Below are 23,841 nucleotides of genomic sequence, written 5' to 3'. Positions count from 1 at the left end.
AGGCTCACTTTTGCTACCGGGCCGTTTCCTTCGACACCAGGGCGACCGCCTCGTCCACGTCGTCCGTCACGTGGAAGAGCAGCAGGTCCCGTTCCGAGGCCTTGCCGCCCGCGACCACCGAGTCGCGGAGCCAGTCGACGAGGCCCTTCCAGTACTCCGTACCGAAGAGCACGATCGGGAAGCTGGTCACCTTGCGCGTCTGGACCAGGGTGAGCGCCTCGAAGAGCTCGTCCAGGGTGCCGAGGCCGCCCGGGAGGACCACGAAGCCCTGGGCGTACTTCACGAACATCGTCTTGCGGACGAAGAAGTAGCGGAAGTTCACGCCGATGTCGACGTGCGGGTTGAGACCCTGCTCGAAGGGGAGCTCGATCCCGAGGCCCACCGAGATGCCCTTGGCCTCCCGCGCGCCCTTGTTCGCCGCCTCCATCGCGCCCGGGCCGCCGCCCGTGATCACCGCGAAGCCGGCCTCGACCAGCGCGCGGCCGAGCCGCACGCCCGCTTCGTACTCCGGCGAGTCCGGCTTCGTGCGGGCCGAGCCGAAGACGCTGATCGCGCTCGGCAGTTCGGCGAGCGCGCCGAATCCCTCCACGAACTCGGACTGGATGCGCATGACCCGCCAGGGGTCGGTGTGCACCCATTCCGAGTCACCCTCGGTGTCCAGCAGACGCTGATCGGTGGTGCCCGGCTGGACCTGGTCCCGGCGCCTCAACACCGGTCCCAACCGCTGCTCCTCCGGCTTCGACCCTCCCTCGGGGACACCCATGGTCTGCTCCCTCCGCCGATCCACTGATCTTCTGATTCGGTCAGGGTAGGTCCACAGACGTGACAAAAAGCAGAAATTCGGCTGTCAGGCAGTGAGCCAGTCGCGGAGACGTGCCTCGCACTGCACGATCCGCTCGACGACGACGTGCTCGTCCACCTTGTGCGCGTAGATCGGGTCGCCGGGTCCGTAGTTGACGGCGGGGACGCCGAGGGCGCTGAAGCGGGCCACGTCGGTCCAGCCGAACTTGGGGTGGGCCGTGCCGCCGACCGCCTTCATGAACGCCTCGGCGGCCGGGTGGGAGAGGCCCGGCAGGGCGCCTCCGCTGTGGTCGTCGACGACGAACTCGGCGACACCGCAGTCGGCGAAGACCTCGCGGACGTGCGCCTCGGCCTCCTCGGGGGTGAGGTCGGGGGCGTAGCGGTAGTTGACGACGACGGTGCAGGCGTCGGGGATGACGTTGTTGGCGACGCCGCCCTCGATCCGTACGGCGTTGAGGCCCTCGTGGTACTCCAGGCCGTCGATGACCGGCTTGCGCGGCTCGTACGCGGCGAGGCGGGCGAGGATCGGGGCTGCGGTGTGGATGGCGTTGGAGCCCATCCAGGAGCGCGCGGAGTGGGCGCGCTCGCCCTCCGTGCGCAGGAGGACGCGGAGCGTGCCCTGGCAGCCGCCCTCGACCTCGGCGTTCGAGCCTTCGAGGAGGACCGCGAAGTCGCCCTCCAGCCAGTCGGGGTGGGCCTCGGCGACCTTCCCGAGGCCGTTGAGGTGCGCGGCGACCTCCTCCTGGTCGTAGAAGACGAAGGTGAGGTCGCGGTTGGGCTCGGGGACGGTGGCGGCGATCCTGAGCTGGACGGCGACGCCCGACTTCATGTCGGACGTGCCGCAGCCCCACAGGATGCCGTTCTCGTCGAGTCGCGAGGGCACGTTGTCGGCGATCGGCACGGTGTCGATGTGCCCGGCGAGGATCACGCGCTCCTCGTGGCCGAGCCGGGTGCGGGCGACGACGTTGTTGCCGAACCGGTCGACGGTGAGGTGCGGCAGGGGCCGCAGCGCCTGCTCGATCGCGTCGGCGAGCGGCTTCTCGGTGCCGCTGACCGAGGGGAAGTCGACGAGCGCGGCGGTGAGCGCGGGGCCGTCCAGCGTGAGGTCGAGAGGAGCGTTGTCAGCCATGTGCCGACCCTAACCCGGCCTCCAGTACGGTGGGCCCCGTGTCCGAGCCCACCCGTTCCCCCCGCAGCCCCCGCAAGGGCCGTCTCGCCAGGTTCACGGCCGCCTTCGTCGTGCTCTGCGGCCTGATCGCCTATGTGGCCGTACACCAGTCGACGGGCTCCAAGGGCGCCCCTCGGTGCACGGTCGGCAGTGGCGAGAACACCTACGAATTCACCCTGGAGCAGGCGTCGAACGCCGCCACCATCTCGGCCGTGGGCACCACGCGCCGGATGCCGGAGCGCGCGGTCACGATCGCCCTGGCGACCGCGCTCCAGGAGTCCGCGCTGCGCAACATCACGCACGGCGACCGGGACTCGCTCGGACTGTTCCAGCAGCGCCCGTCCATGGGCTGGGGAACGCCGGAGCAGATCATGGATCCGGTGTACTCCTCGGGGAGGTTCTACGAAGGTCTGGCGGAGGTTCCGGGCTATTCGCGGCTCCCGCTGACCGTGGCGGCGCAGAAGGTGCAGCGCAGCGGTTTCCCGCAGGCGTACGCGAAGCACGAGCCGGACGCGACGCTTCTCTCGGCCGCGCTGACGGGCCGCTCGCCCGCCGCCCTCCGCTGTATGACGGACCCCGCGCGGGACGTCGCCGCGGGCGATCCGGCGAAGCTGCGGGCGGAGCTGGTACGGGCCTTCGGCAAGAAGGCGGCGCCCCGGACGACGGCCGGCGGCAGCGCCAGGACGAGCGTCGGCTCGTCGTCCTCCGCCGTGGTCTCCGTGCCGGTCCTGGCGACCACCGGGTCGGACGCCCAGCGCGGCTGGGAGCTCGCGCACTGGGCCGTGGCGCGCGCGGAGGATCTGCGGATCGTGGAAGTGGCGTACGCGGACAAGGTCTGGCGCGCGGGCGACTCCGCGGGTGCGTGGACGAAGACGGCCGACGCGGCCGGTGAAGGAACGGTGCGCATCCGGCTCGCGCGATAGCCGGACGCGCGTACGGGGGCGTCACCCGACCGGGTATTCGCCGACACTCGCCACCACCGGCCCGCACTTACCCCTGTGCTTCCCTTGCCCGGCAAGGGAAGTGACGGTTCAGCAGGTGTTGGATCTTCGGCGCGTTCGTCCGGTTTCCTCCCCACCCGATAATGCGATGCATTGCGGAGCCTTTACCTTCGGCCGCCGAAACCTCTCCCTCCCTCGCCTCGGTTGTCACGGCGTCAGCACGTCGTCTTCGTCGAAGGAGCACCATGTCCCTCCCCCTGACCCGTCGGATCGCCCGCGCCGCCCTTCTCGTCGCGGCCGGAGCAGCCCCCGTGGTCGGTGCGGCCGGCTCCGCGAGCGCCATGGACCACAACATCGCGCCCACCGGCGCGCTCTCCGGCATCAGCTCGCTGGACGGCGCCGGTGTCGGCAACGCCGTCGACGGTGCCTCGCAGACTGCTACCGGTGTCGTCGGCGACACCGGTGGCAAGGCCGTGGACAAGACCGTCCCGGCCGCCGGCAAGACCGTGGGCGAGGCGGGCAAGACCGCCGCGCCGGCCGCGCAGAAGGTCGCCGGTGACGCCACGGGCAGCGCGGGCGAGGTCCTCGGCGAGACCGCCCCGGCGGCGGGCGGCCTCGGCCAGAACCTGCCGGCCGGCGGCGGTGTGCCCACCCTGGGCGGCCTGCCGCTCGGCGGCTGAGAACCCCGTCCGGTTCTCCAGCACCGGTACGGGAAAGGGCCCGGGAAGCGTCACGCTCCCCGGGCCCTCTCACATACGCGTGCCCCCGCCCCGGGCACGCTCAGCCCAGGCGTTTGACCGCGGCCTCGACGCGTTCGTCCGTGGCCGTGAAGGCCACGCGGACGAAGCGCTCCCCCGCCGTCCCGTAGAAGTCGCCGGGCGCGACCAGGATGCCCTTCTCGGCCAGGTACGCCACCGTCTCCCAGCACGGCTCGTCGCGGGTCGCCCACAGGTAGAGGCTCGCCTCGCTGTGCTCGATCCGGAAGCCGTGCGCCTCGAGGGCCGTCCGCAGCGCCGAGCGCCGGGCCGCGTACCGCTCCCGCTGCTCGGCGACGTGCGTGTCGTCGCCCAGGGCGGCGACCGTGGCGGCCTGCACCGGGGCGGCCGTCATCATCCCGCCGTGCTTGCGGATCTGGAGCAGCTCGCCGAGGACGGCCGCGTCGCCCGCGATGAACGCGGCGCGGTAGCCGGCCAGGTTGGAGCGCTTGGAGAGCGAGTGGACGACGACGATGCCCTCGTACGAACCGCCGCAGACGTCCGGATGCAGCACGGAGACCGGGTCGGCCTCCCAGCCCAGCTCCAGGTAGCACTCGTCGGAGAAGACGAGGATGCCGTGCTCGCGCGCCCAGGCCACGATCCGGGTCAGCTCGTCCTTGCCCAGGACCTTGCCCGTCGGGTTGGAGGGTGAGTTGAGCCAGAGCAGCTTGACCGCGGCCGGGTCGAGGTCGGTGGTCGGGTCGTCGTAGACGACGGGCTCCGCGCCGCAGAGCCGCGCGCCGACCTCGTACGTCGGGTAGGCGAGGCGCGGGTAGGCGACCTGGTCCCCGGCGCCGAGGCCCAGCTGCGTCGGCAGCCAGGCCACCAGCTCCTTGGAGCCGACGACCGGCAGCACGTTGTGGTGGGTGAGCGCGACCGCGCCGAGGCGCCGCTCGCACCAGCCGGTGAGCGCGTCCCGCAGCTCGGTGGTGCCCCAGACCGTCGGATAGCCGGGCGAGTCCGCGGCCGCGACCAGCGCGCGCCGGATCAGCTCCGGCACGGGGTCGACCGGCGTGCCCACGGACAGGTCCACGATGCCGTCCGGGTGGGCGACCGCCGTCTTCTTGTACGGCTCCAGCTTGTCCCAGGGGAAGACGGGCAGGCGCGAGGAGACTGCGCCCGAGACTGCGCTCACGAGTGGCTCACTTCGTCGTACGTACGGGAAACGCGTCGGTCCCGTACAGCGGGCGAGGCCGTACGGGACCGAGGGCGGGGATATCAGCCGTTCTGCGGCGGCAGAGCGGCGATGAAGGGGTGGTCGCGCTCGATCAGGCCGAGCTTGGAGGCACCACCGGGCGAACCGAGCTCGTCGAAGAACTCGACGTTCGCCTTGTAGTAGTCCTTCCACTCCTCCGGGGTGTCGTCCTCGTAGAAGATGGCCTCGACCGGGCACACCGGCTCACAAGCACCACAGTCGACGCATTCGTCCGGGTGGATGTACAAGGACCGGGAGCCCTCGTAGATGCAGTCGACGGGGCACTCCTCGATGCATGCCTTGTCCTTGACGTCGACACAAGGCTGCGCGATGACGTAGGTCACGCTGTCGTTCCTCCTCGGTAGGGCTGGTCTGCGCGGGAGCGCGGCGTCGTCGATGCCCGCCCCTAGTATCTCCGTTCTTGGGGTCGATCCGAACAGGAGGGGCGGAGAAGCTGTGGAATTCACCGCAGGAGGGCGCCTTGAGGTACGTATTACCCGCGCTGACGTGGGAAAACGTGTCTCAGTTCGGTACGTGACGGACGCGGGTGACCAGGGCGGGAAATTCACTGACGCGGTCGGCGTGCTCACATCATGGGACGACGGTGTGCTCTTGATCACACGGCGGACCGGTGAGACCGTCCGGATCGCGGAATCCACCCTCGTCGCCGGCAAGGTCGTCCCCGCCGCCCCGGCCCGCAGGCGCGGCCCCGCCACCTCCTTCGAGGAGCTGGCGCGGACGACGGCGCGCGGTTGGCAGCCGGTGGAGAGCGAGGCGCTGGGCGGGTGGACGCTGCGGGCGGCCGGCGGTTTCACCCGGCGGGCCAATTCCGTGCTGCCGCTCGGCGACCCCGGGCTTCCGCTGGGCGAGGCGCTCGCGCGGGTGCGCGACTGGTACGGGAAGCGGGACCTCCCCGCGTACGTACAGACGGCGACCGGCGCCGAGGGCACGCAGGAGCTGCTCTGCGCCGACCTCGAACGGCACGGCTGGCGGTCGGAGGTCTCGGCGGAGGTACGGGTCGGCGGGCTGGCCCCGATCGGCGACCTGGACGCGGACGTGTCACGCGTCCGGCTCGCGCGGAGTGTGGACGACGCGTGGCTCCGGCGCTACAACCGGTCCGGTGTGGTCGGACCCCATGTGCTGAGCGTCCTGTCCAGCGGCCCCAGTGTGTGGTTCGCGTCCGTACCGGGCACGGAAGACATACCGGCGGCGATCGGACGGTGTGTGGTCGACGGCCGCTGGGCCGGGTTCATGGCGGTGGAGGTCGACCCCGCGCAGCGGCGTCAGGGCCTGGCCACGGCCGTGATGGCGGCACTCGCCCGGCAGGCCCTCGGCGAGGGCGCCTCGGCGGCCTGGCTGCAGGTGGAGGCGGAGAACGACGCGGCGCGGTCGCTCTACGAAGGCATGGGCTTCGCGGTCCATCACCACTACCACCACTATCGAGCGACCGAGGCGTGAGCGAGGTGACCGGCGTGACCGACGCGACCGACTGGCGGCGGGAGTTCGCGGAGGAGGCCCGTTCGCGGCGCCCGGACCTCGCGCGGCTCTGTCTGCTGATCGGGGCGGTCGCGGACGAGTCGGTGACGCCGGCGGATCTGGACGCGGCGGAGATCGAGCTGGACCGGCTGGCCGGGGAGCTGCCGTACGGCCTGCGCGAGCCGGACGACTGGGTGGCCGCGCTGGCCCGGCTGCTCGGCGGACGGTACGGCTTCCAGGGCGTCCCGGCCGACTATCAGCGGCTGGAGTCCTCGCTGCTGCACGAGGTCCTGAGGCGGCGGCGCGGTCTGCCGATCCTCCTGTCCGTGGTCTGGATGGAGGTCGCCCGCCGGGCGGGTGCGCCGGTGTACGGCCTCGGCCTGCCGGGCCACTTCGTGGTGGGCTTCGGCGACGCGTCCGCACAGGTCTTCGCCGACCCGTTCGCGGGCGGCCGGCCGATGACCGGCATGGACGCGGAGCTGCTGGTGGCGGGGGCGACGGGCGAGCCCCTGGAGCCGTCGATGCTGCGCCCGGCGAACGCGCTGGAGATCGTCCTGCGCGTCCTGAACAACATCCGTGCCTGGGCCTCGCCCCGCCCGGAGCGCTCCGGGGTGGCGCTGTGGGCGGTGGAACTGTCCCTGCTCCTCCCCGCCCACCCGGCAAGGCTGCGCTACGAGCACGCGGAGCTGCTGGTGCAGCGGGGCGAGTTCCTGGCGGGGGCCGCGGAGATGGAGGCGTACGCCTCGGTCGTCGACGCGGTCGAACCGAGCGCGGCGGCGTCGATCCGGAACCGGGCGCAGGCGGCGCGGGCGCTGCTGAACTAGTACTCCGGTGCGGCCACCCCGTTCCCCGGCACCGATCGATGCCGAGGTTCGCCCGCTCACCCTGACTCCGTGACCTGGGTCACAGCCGACTCCTGTCAGCAATCGGTGCGCCGTCTCGTTCAAGGGGCACGCGAACGAGACAGGAGCAACGCCATGAAGCACCGCATCGTCGTCCTCGGCGCCGGATACGCCGGGGCCTTCGCCGCCGGGAATCTGGCCCGCCGGCTCTCCCCCGCCGACACCGAGATCACCGTCGTCAACGCCGTGCCCGACTTCGTCGAGCGGATGCGGCTCCACCAGCTCGCGAGCGGCCAGGACCTCGCGGTCCGCAAGCTGGCCGACGTGTTCGCCGGCACCGGGGTGCGGCTGCGCCTCGCGCGCGTCACCGGCGTCGACCCCGAGCGCAGGACCGTCGCCGTGACGGGCGAGGACGGCGACGGCGAGCTCGGGTACGACACCCTCCTCTACGCGCTCGGCAGCTCCGTCGCCCACCATGGCGTCCCCGGCGTCGCCGAGCACGCCTTCGACGTGACCGGCCTGTCCTCGGCGCTGCGTCTGCGCGAGCGCCTGGCCGGCCTGGGCGCCGGCGGCACGGTGCTGGTCGTCGGTGAGGGGCTGACCGGCATCGAGACCGCCACCGAGATCGCCGAGTCCCGGCGCGACCTCTCGGTCACGCTCGCCGCCCGCGGCGAGCTGGGCGCCTGGCTCTCCCCGAAGGCACGCCGGCATCTGCGCCGGGCCTTCGCACGGCTCGGCATCACCGTCCACGAGCAGACCGGCATCGAAGCCGTCGAGCCTGCACGGGCGATCGCCGCCGGCGGTACGTCGATCCCGGCCGACGTGACCGTGTGGGCGGCCGGGTTCGCCGTGCACCCCATCGCGGCCGCGAGCGGCCTGGAGGTCGCCGAGACCGGGCAGATCGTCGTCGACCGCACCATGCGCTCGGTCTCGCACCCGGACGTCTACGCCGCCGGTGACTGCGCCTACGCGATCGGCGAGAACGGCCGGCCGCTGCCGATGTCCTGTGCCTCGGCCGGTTTCACCAACATGCAGGCGACCGCAGCGATCATCGCCCGTCTGACGGGTGGGGAGGTCCCGGCCACCGGGCTGAAGTACTACGGCAACCACATCAGCCTCGGGCGGCGGGACGCGATCTTCCAGATGGTGGACCGGGACGTCCGGTCGGCGTCCTGGTACCTGGGCGGCCGGGCCGCCGCGCGGCTCAAGGCGGGCGTGCTCAAGGGGGCCGGATGGGGCATCGCCCACCCGACCTTCGGCATGCCGAAGCGCAGGCGCCGCCTGGCCACCGCGCCGGAGGGGGCCGCTGTGAGGGTCGCCGCCTAGGCTGCTCCGCATGGACAGCGCAGCCATCGACCTGTTCGAGGCCAGCCGGGGCCGGCTGGCCTCGCTGGCGTACCGTCTGCTCGGCTCGGCGGCCGACGCCGAGGACGCCGTGCAGGACACGTTCCTGCGCTGGCAGGCAGCGGACCGCGGTTATGTCGAGGTGCCGGAGGCGTGGCTGACCAAGGTCGTCACCAACCTCTGCCTCGACCGGCTCCGCTCGGCGCAGGCGCGGCACGAACGGGCGGCCGGTGTCTGGCTGCCCGAGCCGCTCCTCGAGGGCGACCCGATGCTCGGCCCCGCCGACACAGTCGAGCAGCGCGAATCGGTGTCCCTGGCCGTACTGACCCTCTTGGAACGCCTCTCACCGGTCGAGCGCGCCGCCTACGTCCTGCGCGAGGCCTTCGCGTACCCCCACGCGGAGATCGCGGGGATCCTCGACATCACCGAGTCCGCGAGCCAGCAGCATGTCCACCGGGCGCGGCGCCGGGTCGCCGCCGAGCGGCGCGGCGGCGGTGAGGTGGACCCCGCGTCCGCGCGCCGGGTCGTCGAGGAGTTCCTCGCCGCCGCCTCGTCGGGGCGCACCGAACGGCTGGTGGCGCTGCTGACCGACGACGTGACGGCGGTGTCGGACGGCGCCGGACTGGCCAGGCGGCTGCTGCGGTTCACGACGCGCGAGCGCGTCGCCTCCTTCGTGCGGGCAGGCTTCAAGCCGACGCCGGCGAAGCGGCGGCTGGCGGGCGGCTCCCCCGCGATGTACATCGCGCCGGTCAACGGCTCCCCGGCCGTTCTCGCCGTGGTCGACGGCCGGGTCGTGGGGGCCGTCGTGTTCGACGTCAGCGACGGCAGGGTCGCGTCCCTGCACGGGATCGCCGCCGCGGACCGGCTCGGGCGCCTCAACGAGGCCTGGCGGCACCACGAATCGGGGGCGCCGGTCATCGACGCGTGGTGACCTGGGTACGCGTGGGTGCCGCCCGGCGGTGCGCGTCGACTTGATAGGCAAGTGAATACTTGCCTATTCTGGGGTCATGGCCGACGAGATATTCAAAGCCTTGGCCGACCCCACCCGCCGCACGATCCTCGACGAGCTGACGGAGAGGTCCGGACAGACGCTGTTCGAGATCTGCTCGCGGCTGAGCATGAAGCATCAGCTCGGCATCTCGCGCCAGGCGGTCTCCCAGCACCTCGCCGTGCTGGAGGCCGCGGGGCTCGTCGAGACCAGGCGGGAGGGGCGCTGCAAGTTCCACGACCTGAACACGGCCCCGCTGCGGCAGATCACCGAGCGATGGCTCGTGCCCGACACCTCCGGACCGCGGGAGAGCACCCCATGAAGATCCATCTGACCAGCGTCTTCGTCGACGACCAGGCGAAGGCCCTGCACTTCTACACCGAGATCCTCGGCTTCGTGAAGAAGCACGACGTCCCGGTGGGCGAGAAGGACCGGTGGCTGACCGTCGTCTCGCCCGACGAGCCCGAGGGCACCGAACTCCTTCTGGAGCCCGCCGGCCACCCGGCGGTCAAGGCCTACCGCGACGCGCTCGTCGGCGACGGCATCCCGCTCGCCCAGTTCGCCGTCGACGACGTGAAGGCGGAGCACGAGCGCCTGACCGCCCTGGGCGTCCGCTTCGTCCAGGAGCCCCTGGAGATGGGCCCGGTCACCACGGCGGTCCTCGACGACACGTGCGGCAACCTGATCCAGCTCGCGACGAAGCCGTAGGGCACGCGCCGTCACTCCTCGCTCCACGGCGGGACCGTCCACCGCAGGACGGTCCCGCCGTCGAGGCGTTCGAGGGTGGCGGGGTAGACCTGCCCGGCGGCGCGCTCGCCGTGGTGACGCATGGAGTGGTCGCCGGGATCCCAGCCGAGACCGAGGACGGGGCAGCCGGCGACGTCGGTCAGCCCGTCGAGGAGAGGACGGGGCCAAGCCGCGCGCGCGAGACGGTACGCGTGGGAGTGCGCCTCCACGGCCCACACCAGGCCGCTGCCCGGGCTGTTCCCGACCCAGGCCCGGAGCCGGGCGGCGAGCGCCTGCGCCTCGGGCAGGGGAAGGTCGAGCCAGCCGTACGGCCCGTGGCCCCAGGAGGTCTGCGGGATGCGCTCGCCACCGAACTCGGCGTGCACCTCCTTCTCGTACCGCCCCCAGTACGTGAGGTCGGCGAGATTCTCTCCGTCCGGGCCGACGAAGGAGTCCAGGGCGCACGCGTCGCCGAGGACCATGCCGCAGCGGTCGACGGGCAGGTCGCCGAGGACCACCGGTGCGTCACTGCGCCCTTCCGTCCAGGGAAGACCGAGGTCCACCTCCAGGACGGAGATCGTCGGTTCGCCGTCGAAGGGCGAGGGGGAGGTCTGCGCCCGTACCGGCAGGGTCCGGTCCTGCGCCGCCGGTACGACGCCGGCCTCGCACTCCCACGAGCAGGGCTCGCCGCCCTCGGGGCCGTACAGATGGCCGCCGCCGCGCGGCGGCTTCCCGGGCGCGCTCGGAGAGCGGCCGGCCCACCTGGGGCCACCAGTCGATCCAGCCGCCCTTGCCGAGGACCAGTGCCCCGGAGGGTGCCGTCACCGCTCCGAGTTCGGTGTACCCCTGCGCCGTGCTCATGGCCCGATCGAACCGCGCCGCACCGACAACGCCCGCAGGAACCATTCGACGGCCGGGGTCGCCGGTTCCGGGGGTGGCCAGGCGTTGATCCGGGCCAGGAGCTGGAGGTAGCGGGTGTGGCGCGGGGCGATCGCGGCCTTCAGGCACGCGGGGAGGTCGTCCGGGCAGGCCGGGTGGGCGGTGACGTGGTCGACGATCGACCGGGCCTCCGGCGAGGCGGGGTCGAGCGTGAGGTCGGCCGTCGCGCGGACCACGGCCACGATGTGGGGGCGCGGAGGCGCCAGGCCCCCGTCCCGGGCGGCGGCGAACCGTTCGACCAGCTGCCGCGTGTCGGCCACGAACCCCGGGTCCTGCGTCAGTTCCGCGAGCTCCACCCACGCGGCGACCTGCGCGTCGTCGGGATCGTCGGGCAGAACGGGCGTCACCGAGCGGACGACGCCCGGGTCGAGGCCGCGGTAGGCGGCGTCGAGGAACTCCGTGATCAGACGGTCGCGTTCGGCGGCGGACAGTCGCGCCAGCTTGTGCATCAGGTCCAGCTCCTCCGGGGTCGATCCCCGCCCGGCCACCGCCGTCAGCACCACGCGCCGCAGCCTCAGCGTGCGGATCTGCACGTCGAGCGCCTCCGCGTGCGCGGCGGCCACCTCGGCGAGCGAGGCCTCCCGGTCCACGACCTTCCGGATGGCGGGAAGCCCGAGCCCGAGCTCGCGCAGCGTCCGTACGAGTCCGAGGCGCGCGACGGCGTCGGTGCCGTAGACGCGGTGACCGGCGGGGGTGCGGTCGAGGGGCGGCACGATCCCCTCGTCGGAGTAGAACCGCACGGCCTTGACCGTCACACCGGTCCGCCGCGCCAGTTCACCGATCGAGAAGAGCGTGTCGCCGTCCATGCGGACCACTCTGGGACCTCCCCTTGGGGGAGACGCAAGGCCGCCCCTCGGTACCTCGGGACGACGACTTCTGGACGACGTCAGGTGTCGTGAAAGGATCGCGGCATGTCCAGCGACCGTCTCATGCGCATTCACAGCGCTGAGTTCCAGGCCATGGCCGACAGGGTCCTGCGGGTCACCGAGCTCACCTCCCGCCTGAACGTCCTGCCCTTCGAGGACGAAGTGGGCAAGGCGGAGCTGTTCGAACAGATCCTCGGCAAGCCGCTGCCTCCGAGAGTCACGATCTATCCGCCCTTCTACACGGACCACGGCCTGCACCTCGACCTCGCCGAGCGCGTCTTCATCAACCAGAACTGCACGTTCCTGGACTACGCCGGCATCCGGCTCGGCGAGCGCGTGATGGTCGGACCGAAGGTCACGTTCATCACCAGCGGCCACCCGGTCGATCCCGAGGAACGGCGGCTGTACCTCACCGGCGCACCCATCGACGTGGCGGAGAACGTGTGGATCGGTGCCGGTGCCACCATCCTGCCCGGCGTCAGCATCGGCCGTGATGCCGTGATCGCCGCCGGCGCGGTCGTGGCCGACGACGTTCCGCCGGCGAGCCTGGTGACCGGTGGAAAGGCGACCGTGCACCGGCGGTGGTGACGGACCTCGTCGTGGCGGAGGGCCGGGCGGGCGCATAGGGTCGCCGGCATGTCTGTACGTCTTCGTATGCGTGAAGCACTGCCCGTCGCCATGCGCGCCCGCGACAAGGCCGCCGTGAGCGCCCTGCGCTCGACGCTCGCCGCGCTGGACAACGCCGAGGCCGTCCCCCTGACCGAGGACCAGCTCCGTGGCACCGCCCTTGAAGCCTCGCCGGCAGGTGTCGGTGCCACCGAGGCCGTACGGCAGGAGCTGAGCGAGCACACCGTGGTGGAGGTCGTCCGCGCCGAGGCCGCCGAGCGCCTGGAGGCCGCCGAGCAGTTGACCGCGCCCGCCCACGCCGACCGGGCCGCCCGACTCCGCGCGGAGGCCGACGTGCTGCTCCGTTTCCTCGACGGTCCCGAAACCGCGTAGGGCACCCTCCCGAACCCCCGCGGCCATAGGATCTTGCGCGTTCAGGGGGAACCGAGGGGGAACCGGTATGAAGCCGCTCGACGCGTCGATCCCGACCAAGGCCGGGCCGTACCAGCTGCTCACCGAGTTGGGCAGCGGCGGCATGGGCCGCGTGTTCCTGGGCGCCGCCCCCGACGGCCGCCTCGCCGCGGTGAAGCAGGTGCACCGGCGGTTCGCTGCCGAGGACGGCTTCCGCAGCCGCTTCCGGCGCGAGGTCACCGCCTCCCGCAAGGTCTCGGGCGCCTACACGGCCGCCGTCATGGACGCCGACGCGGACGCCGAGCTGCCGTGGCTCGCCTCGGTGTTCGTTCCCGGCCCCTCGCTCGGCGCGGCCGTGGAGGCCACCGGGCCGCTGCCCACCGAGACCGTACGCCGACTGGCGGTGGGCCTGGTGACGGCGCTTGAGGAGATCCACCGCATGGGCCTCATCCACCGCGACCTCAAACCGGAGAACGTCCTGCTCGCCGAGGACGGCGTCCGCGTCATCGACTTCGGCATCGCCCGCGCCGCCGAGCCTGAAGCGGCGACCGCACTGACCCAGACCGGCTGGGTGATCGGCTCGCCCCCGTTCATGTCGCCCGAGCAGGCCGAGACCAAGGGCCTCACCACGGCGAGCGACGTGTTCTCGCTCGGCTCGGTCCTCGCCTTCGCCGCGACCGGCCGCGCTCCGTTCGCCGCCGACTCGACCCTCATGACTCTTTTCAACGTGGTCCACGCCAAGCCCGACCTCGGCGGAGTACCGAAGGACCTGCGCGGAATCGTCGCCCGCTGCCTCGCCAAGGACCCGTCGGACCGCCCAACCCTGGCCGACCTCAGGAAACTGCTCGGTCCGGTCTCCCCCGCGACCCGGCCCTGGCCGCCCGCCGTCCACGAGCTGATCGCCGAGCAGAAGGGCCGGCTGGAAGCCCTGTTGGGCGGGGACGACGTCGTCGAGGACCCTGCGCCCACCCCGCCGCCCCCACAGGACCCCGAGCCCGACCCGCAGGCCGCGACCGTCACGGCGACCACGGCGGACCCCCCTCCCGCCCGCGCACCCCGCAGGCGTGGCAGGCTCGTGGCCCTGGTGGCAGCGGTCACGGTTCTGGCGGGCGCGGGAGTCGGCACGTACCTCGCGCTCCAGGAGGACGACAGCAAGGGCGGCGCGGCGAAGAGTCCGGCGGACAAGTACACGAAGCTGCCGACCTGCGCGGAGGCGGCCCCGAAACTCCCCCTGCCGCCCCGGCGAGCGGACCAAGACAGCAGCGTCGAGAACAGCCCCCAATACGTGACCCGCTGCTCCTGGTACGCCAAGAAGACGGACCTGCACGCGGGGGACATGCCGGACGCGATCGTCCGCTGGACCCTGGTACGGACGACCAGCGCGGACGGGAACGGTACGGAGCACCAGGACGAGACCTTCGACCAGGAGACGGCCACAGAGGCGGAGAACCTCGACTTCGGCGACGAGGCCTCTTGGGACACAGGCCGCTGGGAAGACTGGAACTGCTCCCTGAACGTGCGCGACGGCAACCTCGTCGTCTGGGTCATGCTGACCGGCGACCGGCACCCGAACTCCACCTGCGAGGCCGAGGCCGTGGGGGTCGCCGGGGCCGCCCTGTCAGCGATGCCCGAGTGACGACCCCTTGACCCCGTCGACGAACGCGGCCCAGGCGGCGGCGGGGAAGAGGAGAGCGGGGCCGGTGGGGTTCTTGTTGTCCCGGACGGGGACGCGGGCGGGACGGGCGGCGTCGCTGACTTCGAGGCACTCACCGCTGCTGCCGCCACTGTAGGAGGACTTCCGCCAGGAGGGCAGGACCGAGGCGTCAGGGATGCTGGTCGGTGCGTGCTGCATGCTCGTACTCCTCCGCGACGGACCTGATCAGAGCCAGCGACTCGCTATGGGAGAGCGCGTCACCCAGGGCATGATCGTAGACCTCCTGACACTCCCGGACCACGGACGGAGTCTCCCAAACACGGCCGGACTTGAGGCCCTCGACGTAGGCGATCGGCGGAAGGTCCGAGAACCACATGAGGGAGACGAAGCCCTCCAACATCGCATGCGCGCCCACTGTGAACGGGAGGACGTGCACACGGATACGGCGGCTCTCCCCCAGTCTCACGATGTGACGCAGCTGTTCGCACATCACTGCCGGACCGCCGATGTGTTGCCTCAGCACGGCCTCATCCATGAGCACCCACACCACCGGGGAGTCGAAATTCTCCAGAATGTGGGCCCGCTCCAGCCTTGTGACAAGGAGCTTGTCACGTGCGACGTCACTCTTCGGCGGGTGTCCCGAACCAAGTACTGCCCGCGCGTACGCCTCTGTCTGGAGAAGCCCCGGCACCAGCTTCGGGGCGTACTCCCGGATCACGATGGCCTGGCCCTCGAACTCCAGCGCCTCCTCGAAGTGCTCCGCCACCTTCTTGCCGTCCAGCATCGGCAGGAACCGTTCGAAGAAGTCGTCCCCCGTGTTCAGCACCTGGTCCAAGCGCCGCGCGTCCGCCACGTCCGGACGGCGGCGGCCCGCTTCCATGTGCGCCAAGTGGGTGCGCGAGATGATGGTCAGTTCGCTCAGGCGCTCCTGGGTGAGCCCCGCCGATTCTCTTCGGCGTTTCAGCTCTTCACCGTATTTTCTACGGGACTCCGGGTTGTCCTCGATCGCCACCGCCAACTCCCCGATGTGCTGGTTGCGTTGTCACATGCGAACCCCTGTCGAGCGTAACGTGATCCACGCCACTGTGTGACCGGAACAACACACAGAGCGAAAGGGCTCGCACGTAATGCAAACCCCCCACGGTCCCGGCGCCTTCGTCGCCCACACCGGAACCGATGTCTACGGCCCCGGAAAGGTCATCGGCGTGGACGGCGTCCACCGGCGCGTGCGGTTCGTGCACTTCGTGGCCACGATCCGCGCCTGCGACCTCCGGCCCGCCACGCCCCGCGAGACGCGGGAGATCCAGGACTGGCTGCGCACGAAGCAGCAGCGGTACGGCGGCGAGTGGTGATGCGGCTGCGCGTCTCGCGCGACGGCGGCCGCACCTGGTCCGCCACCAGGACGTACACGCCCCGGAGAGGAGACGTGCCGGTCGAATCGGTTCTGCGCTTTCCGCCCTGCCGGTGTGACCGCTGCGTCGTCACATCGAGTGATCAGACGACCACGGAGCTTGCGGTACGGTGAGCACAAAAGCGGCCCCCGAGCTGGTTGCAGCCAGCACCGAGGGCCTTCACTTCGAGTGCTTAGAGGAGCACCCGGAATGCTTCGTCATGCTAACGCGCCCACTCGGCGCTTCAGTCAGATCCCCCACGAGATCCTTCGTCACCCCGATCTCAATTCCGACGCCGTACGGCTTCTGTGCTGGCAGCTCTCCCTCCCCGACGGCGTCAACGAGCCGCTCTCCAGAACCGCCGAACGGGCGGGCATCCGCAAGGTCGCGTTTCTGCGCGCCAAGGGGCAGTTGAAGGCCGCCGGCTATCTGCACGAGTGGCGCGAGCAGGGCGCGGGAGGGCGGTGGGCCACCCGGCAGCTCGTCTCCAACGTCCCGCTGAGCCCGGCCGAGGCGTCAGCGGTGCGCTCCGGCTCTCCGACGGACACCCGTCCGGCCGCCGGTGAGCCGACCGGTCGGGCCGTCGGTCGTCATCCAGAAGGAACATCCGGGGAGAACACCTCCACCCCTCCCCCGCCCGAGGCGGCGGAGGTGCCCGCGGCTCCCGACGCCCGGCGCCTCGTCGACGACCTGCCCGCCCTCGACCCCAGGCTGCGCGTTCCCCGCGCCATGCTCCCCGAGTTGACGGGCCTCACCGCCCGCTGGCTGGAGGCGGGGCACATGGCCGACGCCGTACGGGACGCCATCTCCCGCTGCCTGCCGGGCAGGGGCAGTCCCATCCACCGCCCCGGCGGGCTCCTGCGGTACATCCTGCGCGAGGTGCCGCCGGTCGCCCCGCCTCCACCGCCGCCGAGGGTCACGGGCCTCCGCGAGTGCGAGAGCGGGCTTCACGTACAGCCGTACCTGTTCCGGCCGTTGGCCGACGAGGACCATTGCGGAGGCTGCCGTCAGCCTTCCGCGGCCTCCTCCGTCTCCCCCACCACCACCGCACAGACCGGCCCTTCCCTGGCCCGCGCGGCCCTCCGACGGCGCCTGTAGGGCGTACACGTGGGCGACTTCCTGCCTACTCGCCGGCCCACCATTTGCGGGGTGCACCCGTCTCGAAGTGCAGTCCGTCGTGGCCGCGAGGCAGCTCGCAGAAGAAGTTGCCCTGAAGGAAGAGGTCCCAGCTGTCCGGTCCGGGCTCCTTGCAGCGAGGCGTGGGCTCCGCGGCCGCGGCCGCTGCCGATTCGGGATTCTGATCGTCGGTCATACACACATTCTCTCGCGCAGTCGGTATCGGTGCGACAATCACCCCTCCCTACCCGGGAGTTGTCTGTACAACTCTCGGTCGCCGTTCCCCGGTCGGACGTCGAGAGTTCACTCCCGAGTGCTGCGATACACGCGCCATGTGCCCGACGAACAGCGCTTGATCGAGGAGGCTCGAGTGAATCTCGTAGTCAACGGAGACGCGGAGAGCGGGCCCGGCGGGTCCGCCGACCCGGTCACCGGTGTGACCGGCTGGGACGTGCGGGAAGGAGCGCCCGCGCTCATCGCGTACAGCCTGGGCAACGGCTACCCGGGGCCCGCGGACCCCGGGCCCGCCGCCCGTGGCACGCGGTTCTTCTCCGGCGGCAACAGCCCCCGCACCGCTCTGGTCCAGGACATCGCCCTGCCGAGGACGGGCGCCACGGGGTGGCGGCACATCGACGCCGGGCGGGTGCGGTACACGCTCGCCGGCTGGCTGGGCGGCTACGCCACGCAGGAGGACGGCGCGCGGCTCTCCGTGGAGTTCCGGAACGCCCAGGGGACCCCGGTCGCCCTGTCCGTGCTCGGCCCCGTGACGGCCGCCGAGCGGCTGTCCCGTACCGCGCTCCTGCAGCGCACGGCGACCGCGCAGGTGCCGCGTACCGCGCGCTCCGCGCGTGTGCTGCTCGTCTTCACCCGCAGCGGCGGCGGGACGTCCAACGACGGTTACGCCGACTCGATATCGCTCACGCTGCACGCCACGGAGGGACGCAAGTGACCAGGCTCAACCGACGCGATCTGCTCAAGGCCGCCGGAGCCGCCGGTGCCCTGAACATCGCCTGGCCGCTGGCCGCCGGGCTCTCGCCCGCGCAGGCCCTCGAAGCCGCCCAGGCGCTCGGCGCCGACTACGACCCGGCGCCGTTCACCCTCGGCGTCGCGTCCGGCGACCCGCAGCCGGACAGCGTCCTGCTGTGGACCCGGCTCGCCCCCGAGCCGCTGGCCGCCGAGCAGAAGCTGTCCGAGATCGTCGAGGTCCAGTGGGTCGTCGCCACCGACGCCCAGCTGAAGCGCGTCGTCGCGGAGGGCACCGTGCCCGCCTCCGCCACGCTCGGCCACAGCGTGCACGTCCCGGTCTCCGGGCTGCGCCCCGACACCCGCTACTGGTACGCCTTCAAGGCGCTCGGCAAGCGGAGCCGGATCGGCCGTACGAAGACCGCGCCCGTCGGCCGCGTCTCGTCCGTCCGGTTCGCCGCCGCCAACTGCCAGGCGTTCCACGACGGCTTCTACGCGGCCCACCGGGGCATCGCCCGCGAGAACGTCGACTTCGTCGTCCACCTCGGCGACTACATCTACGAGCACGGTCAGGTCGGCGGAGTCCCGGCCGACCACGTCCGCGACCACGAGGGCCCCGGGATCTTCACGGTCGCCGACTACCGCCGTCGCCACGCGCTCTACAAGGGCGACGCCTCCCTGCGCGAGGCGCACGCCGCGCACCCGTGGTTCCTGACGTGGGACGACCACGAGGTCGTCAACGACTACTCCGGTACGGGCGGGGGCGCGGCGTTCATGCAGCGCCGCGCGGCCGCGTACCAGGCCTGGTACGAGAACATGCCGCACCGCGACGGCGGCGCCGGGAGCGCCACCGCGCTGCCCGACCCCGAGATCCACCGGGTGCGCCGCTGGGGCGACCTGCTGGAGCTGACCGTCCTCGACCTGCGCTCGTACCGCTCGGCGCAGAACCTCGCGGACGGCACGATCCTGGGCGCCGGGCAGAAGGGGTGGCTGAAGCGGAACATCGAGCAGGCTCCGGACACCTGGCACGTCTGGGCGAACTCGATCATGCTCAGCCAGCTGCGGAGCCGTCCCGGCGGCTCGTACATGTTCACCGACCAGTGGGACGGTTTCCGCACCGAGCGCAAGGAGATCCTCGGCCATGTGCACAGCACCGGCATGGAGGACCTGGTCGTCATCACGGGCGACTGGCACTCGGCGTTCGTCGACGACATCCGGCCGGACTTCGACGACGTCTCGTCGCCGGTCATCGGTACGGAGTTCACGGCGCACTCGGTGACCTCGGGGGCGTACTCGGCGAGCTGGAACGCCACGAACGGTCCGGTCATGGGCGCGGGCAACCCGCACCTGAAGTACTTCGAGGGCAACCGCTACGGCTACGACGTCTACGAAGTCACGCCGGAGCGTTTCAGCGCCCACATGCGGGTGATCGACGACCGCCGTGACCCGGCCTCGCCCGTCTCCACGCTGACGACGTTCCATGTGGACCGCGGGAAGGCGGGCTCGTACGAGGACCCGGCGACGAAGAACTCGCCGGCGCAGTACCGCAGGGACTGACACAGCGGGAACGCCCGTCCCGCCGGTCGTGACCGGTGGGACGGGCGTCCGTGTGCGCTTCTCGCGCTGTCGCTCTGTGGGTCACGGGGCGGTGATCAGCCCTGGCCCGTCAGGTCGATGGTCTTGGTCCGCTCGGCCGTCGTCTTGCCCATCAGCGCGTCGCGCATGACGAACGCGACGTCGTCGGCGGAGACCTGGTGCTTCTTGCCGTCGGCCTTGGTGATCATGATGCCGTCGAAGACGCCGTCGAGGAGCCGGTCGATCGCCTTCTTGTCGTAGACCTCCACCAGGCGGCCGTTGACGGCCTTCATGGAGAGGATCTGCGGCAGCGACCGCGCCGGTCCGAACTTGATCTCCTTCGGGCCCGCCTTGATCAGGATCACGTCGGACATGGCGGGCTTGGCGAACTCGCGCATGGCCCGGTCCAGCTCCGCCTTGGTGATCGTGGGCTGGCGGGTGACGACCGGGAGCTCGACGGGCTTCGACTGGCCCGTCTCCACCTGGGCGCGGAAGGCGTCCTTGACGAAGATCATCGATCGGCCGACGTCCAGGCCCTTGCCCGGCTTGCCCTCCACGGCGGTGACCTTGCCCGGGGAGAACCTGATCGTGCCCTCGGTGGCCGAGCCGGAGGCACCGGCCACGTCGGTCAGGGCGACGGCCAGCTTCTCCTCGTCGACCGGCAGCTTCGGCTCGGCGACGCGCTCACCGCCGAAGAGGGAACCGATCACGGAGACGGGGTTGTAGTCGCTGCCCGCGGCGGCGCGGACGGTCTCCTGGCTGTCCAGGGAGAGGCCGGCCTTGTCCGGGGCGAGCTCGACGTTCTTGCCGCCGACGTTGAGCTTGAGCGGGGCGTGGGCGCGCTTGCCGAGGGCGGCCTCCAGCTTGTTGACCGCCTCCTCCTTCGTACCGCCGCCGATGTCGACGCCGAGGACGGTCGTGCCCTTGGGGACGTCGGAGTGGTTGAGGAGGAGCCCGGCGCCGTAGGCGACACCGGCCAGGCCGAAGACGCCGACACCGAGGAGGACGAGCTTGGAGCGGCCCTTCTTCGCCGGGGCGGAGCGGCCGCCCGAGGAGGACGACGAGGGCGCGGGGGCGGGGCGGGGCTCGGTCGGGGCCGGGGCGCCGCCGACGAACTCCGGGGCGGAGAAGCCGCGGTCCGGGAGTCGGGGCGTGAGGTCGGGGCCCGACGGGACGACCGGGATGCCGCTGGTGAGAGTGTCCCCGGAGACATGGCCGGCGGGGCCGGGGGGCGGGGTGACCGGGCCGGGCTTCTGCGGCGTCAGGACGGCGGTGTCGTCGGACATCCGCGGGCCGCCCGGGAAGGGGTCGCCGCCCATCGGAGCGCCGCCCAGCGGGCCGCCGTCGAGCGGACCCGCTCCCATCGGGCTGCCGCCGATCGGGCTGCTGCCCGTGACGGGGCCCGAGGTCGGGCCGGTCGGCGCCTGCGGGCCGCCCTGGGCGTAGGGCGCGCCACCGGGGCCGTACGCGGCCTCGTCCTGGGGCGGGGTCGTGAGGAACATCGGCGTACCGGACGCGGGCGTGGCCGAGATCGAGGCGCCGCCGACGCGCGGGATGCCACCGGTCGCGGGACCGGCGAAACCGGAGCCGCGGTTCGGGCCGGTGCCCGGGGCCGGAGGCCGTGTACCCGCGGGAGGCGTACGCCCCGGACCGGACGCACTGGGGCCGGGCGTGCGGGAGCCGGGAGCGCCGGAGCCGGAGCCCCGCTCCGACCGGTCGGCCGGTCCCGACTTCCCGGCAGGAGCGGCCGGGGGCGTCGGAGCGGCGGGCGCGGCGGGAGCCGCGGGCGCCGCCTTGCGCGGGGCGAACCAGTCGCTGGTCTTCTCCTCCGCATGGGGCGCCTCGGCCTGGGCGGGAGCGGGCGCGGGCGCGGGTGCGGGCGCGGGTGCCGGGGCAGGGGCTGCCGGCGCGGGGGCCGGTGCCTTCTCGGCGGCCGGAGCGCTCGCGGTCTCCCGGGACGCGTCCCCGACCGGCTTGCGGACCACCACGGGCGGGATCGGCCGCGAACCCGGGATGTTGATCCGGATCCGCGTGGTCAGCGTGGTCTCGGTCTTCGGCTCTTCCGGCAGCGGAGAGGCGGAAGGCGCGCCGGCGGCACCGGCCGTCTCGTCGGATCCGTCCTGCGTGGGGTGGAGCGACGGATACTGACGGGATCCGTACGGCGGTGTACCCGACGGGTACGCGGCTCCACCGCGCCCCTGGGCGCCGGAGGACGAACTGTCAGTCTCTCGACCAGTTTCACGACTCAAAGCAGGTTCTCCCGGTTGGCTCCACCGCCCGCTCTTGCTGGTGCTCGTGTACCCGGGCGGCTCGGCGGCGCGCACCACCATACTGGCCGACGCCGAATCGCACCCGACGGCAGGGGATCCAGTACAGGGCATTCCGGCCGAAGTCGGGGCACTCCTTCACCGAAGCTCCCCCCAAGTCACCCTGTTCACGGGGTCGGTCGGGGAAGCCGCGCCACCGTGGCACACATCACAGCGACCGCCATGCCTCCGAGAAGATAGATCATCTCCGAGGCTCCGCCGCCGAAGACCCCGTCGCCCTCCGGGCGTCCGACGCTGAGCAGCACCACGGCGACGAGCCAGCCGACGGCGGGGGCCACGATGCCGAGCTGGGTGCCGGTGGCTCGCAGCCCGCCGTAGAAGGCTCCGGCGGTGGCGAGCAGGGCGAGGAGCAACCCGCCGGGGAACCAGGCCGGTTGGGCGATGGAGCCGGCGATGCCGACGAGTGCTCCGAGGACGAGGAACACGACGTACCAGACGATCCGGATGTTCACGCGTCCTCACCCACGCCCGCGAAGAGGTCGGTCTCGCGCACGCCCGCCGGTGCGCCCGGCGTACCCCGCACCAACTGGTAGTACTCCGTGGTGAGGATCGGCTGCCCCAGGTCGTTGGAGAGCGCGAAGAAGGGTCCTTCGACGGCGATTTGGGTGGCGTGGGCCCGCATCGCGGCGGTTTTCCGGGCCGTCCATGCGGTGTCGCCGTCGATCTCGGCGGTGATGAGGCTGTCGTCGACGACACCCGGTACGTCGTCGATGTCCGCGATGCCGGGGAAGCCGGCGCCCTCGGCGTGGAGCCGGGCGAAGGCGGCCTCGGCGACCGGGCGCGGAACCCGGTTCCAGTAGACCTTCGCGATCGCGTGGGCAGGCCCGAGGTCCGGGCGGTAGGCGGCGTCCGCGGCCAGCTCGGCGGCGCGCATGGCGACGCGGTGGGCCTGGATGTGGTCGGGGTGGCCGTAGCCGCCGTCGGGGTCGTAGGTGACGAGAACCTGCGGGCGGGTCTCGCGGACGATCTCGACGAGGTAGGGGGCGGCGGTGTCGACGTCCGTGTTCCAGAAGGCGTTCGCGCGCCGGTTCTGCTCGACGCCCATCATTCCGGAGTCGCGGAAGCGGCCGGGGCCGCCGAGGAAGCGGTGGTCGGTGACGCCCAGCTCCTTCATCGCGTCGGCGAGCTCGCCGACGCGATGGGCTCCGAGCCGGTCCTCCCGGTCGGGTGCGAGGTGGGCGAGCTCGGGCGGGATGACCTCGCCCTCCTCGCCGAGTGTGCAGGTCACAAGCGTGACCTGGGCACCCTCGGCCGCATACCTGGCCATGGTGGCGCCGTTGTTGATCGACTCGTCGTCGGGGTGCGCGTGCACCAGGAGCAGACGACGGGCTGGGAGAACCGTCATGGCCCCACCCTACGAGGCGGGGCCATGGACCGGGGCCCCGGCCGTGATCCGCCGGGCGCCCCAGGGCACGCCCGGGCACCCCCGCGCGCGCAGCTCAGAACTTGAGGCCGCCGATCATGCCCGCCACGTTGGTGGTGAGCGTGCTGATGGACGGGGCGATGGACGAGCTCGCCAGGTAGAACCCCAGGAGCGCGCAGACCGCCGCATGTCCAGCCTTCAGCCCGGATTTCCGGATCAGCAGGAAGACGACGATCGCCAGCAGCACCACCGCCGAAATCGAGAGTGCCACGGCGGTTCACCTCCACACTTCTTCGGTCGGATATTCGGACGGTCAGTTCGGCGAGCATGTGCCAGATGTCAGGTGACCCCTACCCACCTAGCGCTACGGATCATAACTATGTGTGGCACCGCA

Annotated in this window: 29 protein-coding genes; 16 read left to right on the top strand and 13 right to left on the bottom strand. The window is 71.9% G+C overall.

Features of this window, described 5'->3' with window-relative positions; genetic code table 11:
- Nucleotides 1-13 precede the first annotated feature (13 nt).
- Both ACFY8U_RS13615 and dapE read right to left on the bottom strand, forming a co-directional pair.
- A complete protein-coding gene (locus ACFY8U_RS13615) occupies nucleotides 14-763 on the bottom strand; it encodes a TIGR00730 family Rossman fold protein (RefSeq protein WP_389569477.1) in 750 nt (249 codons plus the stop codon).
- An 84-nt stretch (nucleotides 764-847) separates the two neighbouring features.
- The gene (dapE, locus tag ACFY8U_RS13610) at nucleotides 848-1,930 is read right to left on the bottom strand and encodes a succinyl-diaminopimelate desuccinylase (protein ID WP_389569474.1); all 1,083 of its coding nucleotides are present in this window, start codon (nucleotides 1,928-1,930) and stop codon (nucleotides 848-850) included.
- A 38-nt stretch (nucleotides 1,931-1,968) separates the two neighbouring features.
- On the opposite strand from dapE, the gene ACFY8U_RS13605 reads away from it, so the two are divergent.
- Together ACFY8U_RS13605 and ACFY8U_RS13600 are read left to right on the top strand one after the other, a co-directional pair.
- The gene (locus ACFY8U_RS13605; RefSeq protein ID WP_389569471.1) at nucleotides 1,969-2,892 is read left to right on the top strand and encodes a hypothetical protein; all 924 of its coding nucleotides are present in this window, start codon (nucleotides 1,969-1,971) and stop codon (nucleotides 2,890-2,892) included.
- A 263-nt stretch (nucleotides 2,893-3,155) separates the two neighbouring features.
- Nucleotides 3,156-3,590, top strand: coding sequence for an ATP-binding protein (locus tag ACFY8U_RS13600; RefSeq protein WP_389569468.1), 435 nt, complete (start codon nucleotides 3,156-3,158; stop codon nucleotides 3,588-3,590).
- A 100-nt stretch (nucleotides 3,591-3,690) separates the two neighbouring features.
- On the opposite strand, the gene ACFY8U_RS13595 is transcribed toward ACFY8U_RS13600, so the two are convergent.
- Both ACFY8U_RS13595 and fdxA read right to left on the bottom strand, forming a co-directional pair.
- Nucleotides 3,691-4,800: a bifunctional succinyldiaminopimelate transaminase/glutamate-prephenate aminotransferase gene (locus ACFY8U_RS13595; protein WP_389569465.1), complete on the bottom strand. Its 1,110-nt coding sequence runs from the start codon at nucleotides 4,798-4,800 to the stop codon at nucleotides 3,691-3,693.
- An 83-nt stretch (nucleotides 4,801-4,883) separates the two neighbouring features.
- Entirely contained in the window at nucleotides 4,884-5,204 is a 321-nt protein-coding gene (gene fdxA, locus ACFY8U_RS13590) for a ferredoxin (RefSeq protein WP_003985062.1), read from the bottom strand.
- A 112-nt stretch (nucleotides 5,205-5,316) separates the two neighbouring features.
- On the opposite strand from fdxA, the gene ACFY8U_RS13585 reads away from it, so the two are divergent.
- The 6 genes from ACFY8U_RS13585 (at nucleotide 5,317) to ACFY8U_RS13560 (ending at nucleotide 10,218) form a co-directional block, all read left to right on the top strand.
- Nucleotides 5,317-6,318, top strand: coding sequence for a GNAT family N-acetyltransferase (locus tag ACFY8U_RS13585; protein ID WP_389569462.1), 1,002 nt, complete (start codon nucleotides 5,317-5,319; stop codon nucleotides 6,316-6,318).
- A 5-nt stretch (nucleotides 6,319-6,323) separates the two neighbouring features.
- Nucleotides 6,324-7,160: a tetratricopeptide repeat protein gene (locus ACFY8U_RS13580; protein WP_389569735.1), complete on the top strand. Its 837-nt coding sequence runs from the start codon at nucleotides 6,324-6,326 to the stop codon at nucleotides 7,158-7,160.
- Between the two features lie 153 nt (nucleotides 7,161-7,313).
- On the top strand, nucleotides 7,314-8,504 hold the full coding sequence (locus ACFY8U_RS13575) for an NAD(P)/FAD-dependent oxidoreductase (protein WP_389569460.1): 1,191 nt from the start codon (nucleotides 7,314-7,316) through the stop codon (nucleotides 8,502-8,504).
- A 10-nt stretch (nucleotides 8,505-8,514) separates the two neighbouring features.
- The gene (locus ACFY8U_RS13570) at nucleotides 8,515-9,453 is read left to right on the top strand and encodes a sigma-70 family RNA polymerase sigma factor (RefSeq protein ID WP_389569457.1); all 939 of its coding nucleotides are present in this window, start codon (nucleotides 8,515-8,517) and stop codon (nucleotides 9,451-9,453) included.
- A gap of 76 nt (nucleotides 9,454-9,529) precedes the next feature.
- Nucleotides 9,530-9,832, top strand: a complete 303-nt coding sequence (locus ACFY8U_RS13565) for an ArsR/SmtB family transcription factor (protein WP_389569455.1) — start codon at nucleotides 9,530-9,532, stop codon at nucleotides 9,830-9,832.
- On the top strand, nucleotides 9,829-10,218 hold the full coding sequence (locus ACFY8U_RS13560; RefSeq protein ID WP_361436281.1) for a VOC family protein: 390 nt from the start codon (nucleotides 9,829-9,831) through the stop codon (nucleotides 10,216-10,218). The genes ACFY8U_RS13565 and ACFY8U_RS13560 overlap by 4 nt, the downstream gene beginning before the upstream one ends.
- Nucleotides 10,219-10,229: 11 nt before the next feature.
- Here the strand turns inward: ACFY8U_RS13560 and ACFY8U_RS13555 are convergent, their stop codons facing one another.
- Nucleotides 10,230-10,799, bottom strand: coding sequence for a hypothetical protein (locus ACFY8U_RS13555; protein WP_389569452.1), 570 nt, complete (start codon nucleotides 10,797-10,799; stop codon nucleotides 10,230-10,232).
- A gap of 294 nt (nucleotides 10,800-11,093) precedes the next feature.
- Complete coding sequence (locus ACFY8U_RS13550) at nucleotides 11,094-11,981, bottom strand: MerR family transcriptional regulator (RefSeq protein WP_389569449.1); 888 nt, start codon at nucleotides 11,979-11,981, stop codon at nucleotides 11,094-11,096.
- Between the two features lie 105 nt (nucleotides 11,982-12,086).
- On the opposite strand from ACFY8U_RS13550, the gene ACFY8U_RS13545 reads away from it, so the two are divergent.
- The 3 genes from ACFY8U_RS13545 to ACFY8U_RS13535 all read left to right on the top strand — a co-directional run bounded on the left by ACFY8U_RS13545 (nucleotide 12,087) and on the right by ACFY8U_RS13535 (nucleotide 14,694).
- The gene (locus tag ACFY8U_RS13545; protein ID WP_389569446.1) at nucleotides 12,087-12,629 is read left to right on the top strand and encodes a DapH/DapD/GlmU-related protein; all 543 of its coding nucleotides are present in this window, start codon (nucleotides 12,087-12,089) and stop codon (nucleotides 12,627-12,629) included.
- A 90-nt stretch (nucleotides 12,630-12,719) separates the two neighbouring features.
- Nucleotides 12,720-13,040 carry a hypothetical protein gene (locus ACFY8U_RS13540; protein ID WP_389569733.1) on the top strand — a complete coding sequence of 107 codons (321 nt, stop codon included), beginning with the start codon at nucleotides 12,720-12,722 and terminating at the stop codon, nucleotides 13,038-13,040.
- Between the two features lie 67 nt (nucleotides 13,041-13,107).
- Complete coding sequence (locus tag ACFY8U_RS13535) at nucleotides 13,108-14,694, top strand: serine/threonine-protein kinase (protein WP_389569443.1); 1,587 nt, start codon at nucleotides 13,108-13,110, stop codon at nucleotides 14,692-14,694.
- Here ACFY8U_RS13535 and ACFY8U_RS13530 read toward each other — a convergent pair.
- Together ACFY8U_RS13530 and ACFY8U_RS13525 are read right to left on the bottom strand one after the other, a co-directional pair.
- The gene (locus ACFY8U_RS13530) at nucleotides 14,677-14,910 is read right to left on the bottom strand and encodes a DUF397 domain-containing protein (protein ID WP_389569441.1); all 234 of its coding nucleotides are present in this window, start codon (nucleotides 14,908-14,910) and stop codon (nucleotides 14,677-14,679) included. The two genes, ACFY8U_RS13535 and ACFY8U_RS13530, sit on opposite strands and share 18 nt — an antisense overlap.
- Nucleotides 14,882-15,724 carry a helix-turn-helix domain-containing protein gene (locus ACFY8U_RS13525; RefSeq protein WP_389569438.1) on the bottom strand — a complete coding sequence of 281 codons (843 nt, stop codon included), beginning with the start codon at nucleotides 15,722-15,724 and terminating at the stop codon, nucleotides 14,882-14,884. The genes ACFY8U_RS13530 and ACFY8U_RS13525 overlap by 29 nt, the downstream gene beginning before the upstream one ends.
- Before the next feature lie 115 nt (nucleotides 15,725-15,839).
- Between ACFY8U_RS13525 and ACFY8U_RS13520 the strand changes: the two genes are divergently transcribed.
- The gene (locus ACFY8U_RS13520; protein WP_361436268.1) at nucleotides 15,840-16,064 is read left to right on the top strand and encodes a hypothetical protein; all 225 of its coding nucleotides are present in this window, start codon (nucleotides 15,840-15,842) and stop codon (nucleotides 16,062-16,064) included.
- Nucleotides 16,065-16,313: 249 nt separating this feature from the next.
- Nucleotides 16,314-17,201 (top strand): hypothetical protein, encoded by an 888-nt coding sequence (locus ACFY8U_RS13515; RefSeq protein WP_389569435.1) that lies wholly within the window; start codon nucleotides 16,314-16,316, stop codon nucleotides 17,199-17,201.
- A gap of 25 nt (nucleotides 17,202-17,226) precedes the next feature.
- Here the strand turns inward: ACFY8U_RS13515 and ACFY8U_RS13510 are convergent, their stop codons facing one another.
- Nucleotides 17,227-17,415, bottom strand: a complete 189-nt coding sequence (locus ACFY8U_RS13510; RefSeq protein ID WP_361668448.1) for a hypothetical protein — start codon at nucleotides 17,413-17,415, stop codon at nucleotides 17,227-17,229.
- Nucleotides 17,416-17,589: 174 nt separating this feature from the next.
- Here ACFY8U_RS13510 and ACFY8U_RS13505 point away from each other — a divergent pair, with 174 nt between their 5' ends.
- Together ACFY8U_RS13505 and ACFY8U_RS13500 are read left to right on the top strand one after the other, a co-directional pair.
- Nucleotides 17,590-18,168 carry a phosphoesterase gene (locus ACFY8U_RS13505; RefSeq protein WP_389569432.1) on the top strand — a complete coding sequence of 193 codons (579 nt, stop codon included), beginning with the start codon at nucleotides 17,590-17,592 and terminating at the stop codon, nucleotides 18,166-18,168.
- Nucleotides 18,165-19,739, top strand: coding sequence for an alkaline phosphatase D family protein (locus ACFY8U_RS13500; protein WP_389569430.1), 1,575 nt, complete (start codon nucleotides 18,165-18,167; stop codon nucleotides 19,737-19,739). The genes ACFY8U_RS13505 and ACFY8U_RS13500 overlap by 4 nt, the downstream gene beginning before the upstream one ends.
- Nucleotides 19,740-19,834: 95 nt before the next feature.
- Here the strand turns inward: ACFY8U_RS13500 and ACFY8U_RS13495 are convergent, their stop codons facing one another.
- Complete coding sequence (locus ACFY8U_RS13495) at nucleotides 19,835-21,313, bottom strand: hypothetical protein (protein WP_389569731.1); 1,479 nt, start codon at nucleotides 21,311-21,313, stop codon at nucleotides 19,835-19,837.
- Between ACFY8U_RS13495 and ACFY8U_RS13490 the strand changes: the two genes are divergently transcribed.
- Nucleotides 21,249-21,905: a hypothetical protein gene (locus ACFY8U_RS13490; protein ID WP_389569745.1), complete on the top strand. Its 657-nt coding sequence runs from the start codon at nucleotides 21,249-21,251 to the stop codon at nucleotides 21,903-21,905. The two genes, ACFY8U_RS13495 and ACFY8U_RS13490, sit on opposite strands and share 65 nt — an antisense overlap.
- A gap of 286 nt (nucleotides 21,906-22,191) precedes the next feature.
- On the opposite strand, the gene ACFY8U_RS13485 is transcribed toward ACFY8U_RS13490, so the two are convergent.
- The 3 genes from ACFY8U_RS13485 to ACFY8U_RS13475 form a co-directional block, all read right to left on the bottom strand.
- Nucleotides 22,192-22,536 carry a DUF6113 family protein gene (locus ACFY8U_RS13485; protein WP_389569427.1) on the bottom strand — a complete coding sequence of 115 codons (345 nt, stop codon included), beginning with the start codon at nucleotides 22,534-22,536 and terminating at the stop codon, nucleotides 22,192-22,194.
- Nucleotides 22,533-23,429 carry an N-acetyl-1-D-myo-inositol-2-amino-2-deoxy-alpha-D-glucopyranoside deacetylase gene (mshB, locus tag ACFY8U_RS13480; protein WP_361597166.1) on the bottom strand — a complete coding sequence of 299 codons (897 nt, stop codon included), beginning with the start codon at nucleotides 23,427-23,429 and terminating at the stop codon, nucleotides 22,533-22,535. Before mshB ends, ACFY8U_RS13485 begins: the two co-directional genes overlap by 4 nt.
- 94 nt (nucleotides 23,430-23,523) lie before the next feature.
- Nucleotides 23,524-23,718 carry a hypothetical protein gene (locus ACFY8U_RS13475; protein WP_137993529.1) on the bottom strand — a complete coding sequence of 65 codons (195 nt, stop codon included), beginning with the start codon at nucleotides 23,716-23,718 and terminating at the stop codon, nucleotides 23,524-23,526.
- Nucleotides 23,719-23,841 lie beyond the last annotated feature (123 nt).

It is taken from the genome of Streptomyces sp. NPDC012508, assembly GCF_042902595.1.
GTDB lineage: Bacteria > Actinomycetota > Actinomycetes > Streptomycetales > Streptomycetaceae > Streptomyces.
This window is presented reverse-complemented; position numbering and strand designations above follow the sequence as displayed.

Excerpts from the sequence above, each read along its gene's own strand:
- ACFY8U_RS13615 (WP_389569477.1), bottom strand. The coding sequence starts at position 763 with ATGGGTGTCCCCGAGGGAGGGTCGAAGCCGGAGGAGCAGCGGTTGGGA.
- dapE (WP_389569474.1), bottom strand. The coding sequence starts at position 1,930 with ATGGCTGACAACGCTCCTCTCGACCTCACGCTGGACGGCCCCGCGCTC.
- ACFY8U_RS13600 (WP_389569468.1), top strand. The coding sequence starts at position 3,156 with ATGTCCCTCCCCCTGACCCGTCGGATCGCCCGCGCCGCCCTTCTCGTC.
- ACFY8U_RS13575 (WP_389569460.1), top strand. The coding sequence starts at position 7,314 with ATGAAGCACCGCATCGTCGTCCTCGGCGCCGGATACGCCGGGGCCTTC.
- ACFY8U_RS13570 (WP_389569457.1), top strand. The coding sequence starts at position 8,515 with ATGGACAGCGCAGCCATCGACCTGTTCGAGGCCAGCCGGGGCCGGCTG.
- ACFY8U_RS13565 (WP_389569455.1), top strand. The coding sequence starts at position 9,530 with ATGGCCGACGAGATATTCAAAGCCTTGGCCGACCCCACCCGCCGCACG.
- ACFY8U_RS13560 (WP_361436281.1), top strand. The coding sequence starts at position 9,829 with ATGAAGATCCATCTGACCAGCGTCTTCGTCGACGACCAGGCGAAGGCC.
- ACFY8U_RS13550 (WP_389569449.1), bottom strand. The coding sequence starts at position 11,981 with ATGGACGGCGACACGCTCTTCTCGATCGGTGAACTGGCGCGGCGGACC.
- ACFY8U_RS13545 (WP_389569446.1), top strand. The coding sequence starts at position 12,087 with ATGTCCAGCGACCGTCTCATGCGCATTCACAGCGCTGAGTTCCAGGCC.
- ACFY8U_RS13540 (WP_389569733.1), top strand. The coding sequence starts at position 12,720 with ATGCGCGCCCGCGACAAGGCCGCCGTGAGCGCCCTGCGCTCGACGCTC.
- ACFY8U_RS13535 (WP_389569443.1), top strand. The coding sequence starts at position 13,108 with ATGAAGCCGCTCGACGCGTCGATCCCGACCAAGGCCGGGCCGTACCAG.
- ACFY8U_RS13530 (WP_389569441.1), bottom strand. The coding sequence starts at position 14,910 with ATGCAGCACGCACCGACCAGCATCCCTGACGCCTCGGTCCTGCCCTCC.
- ACFY8U_RS13520 (WP_361436268.1), top strand. The coding sequence starts at position 15,840 with ATGCAAACCCCCCACGGTCCCGGCGCCTTCGTCGCCCACACCGGAACC.
- ACFY8U_RS13515 (WP_389569435.1), top strand. The coding sequence starts at position 16,314 with ATGCTTCGTCATGCTAACGCGCCCACTCGGCGCTTCAGTCAGATCCCC.
- ACFY8U_RS13510 (WP_361668448.1), bottom strand. The coding sequence starts at position 17,415 with ATGACCGACGATCAGAATCCCGAATCGGCAGCGGCCGCGGCCGCGGAG.
- mshB (WP_361597166.1), bottom strand. The coding sequence starts at position 23,429 with ATGACGGTTCTCCCAGCCCGTCGTCTGCTCCTGGTGCACGCGCACCCC.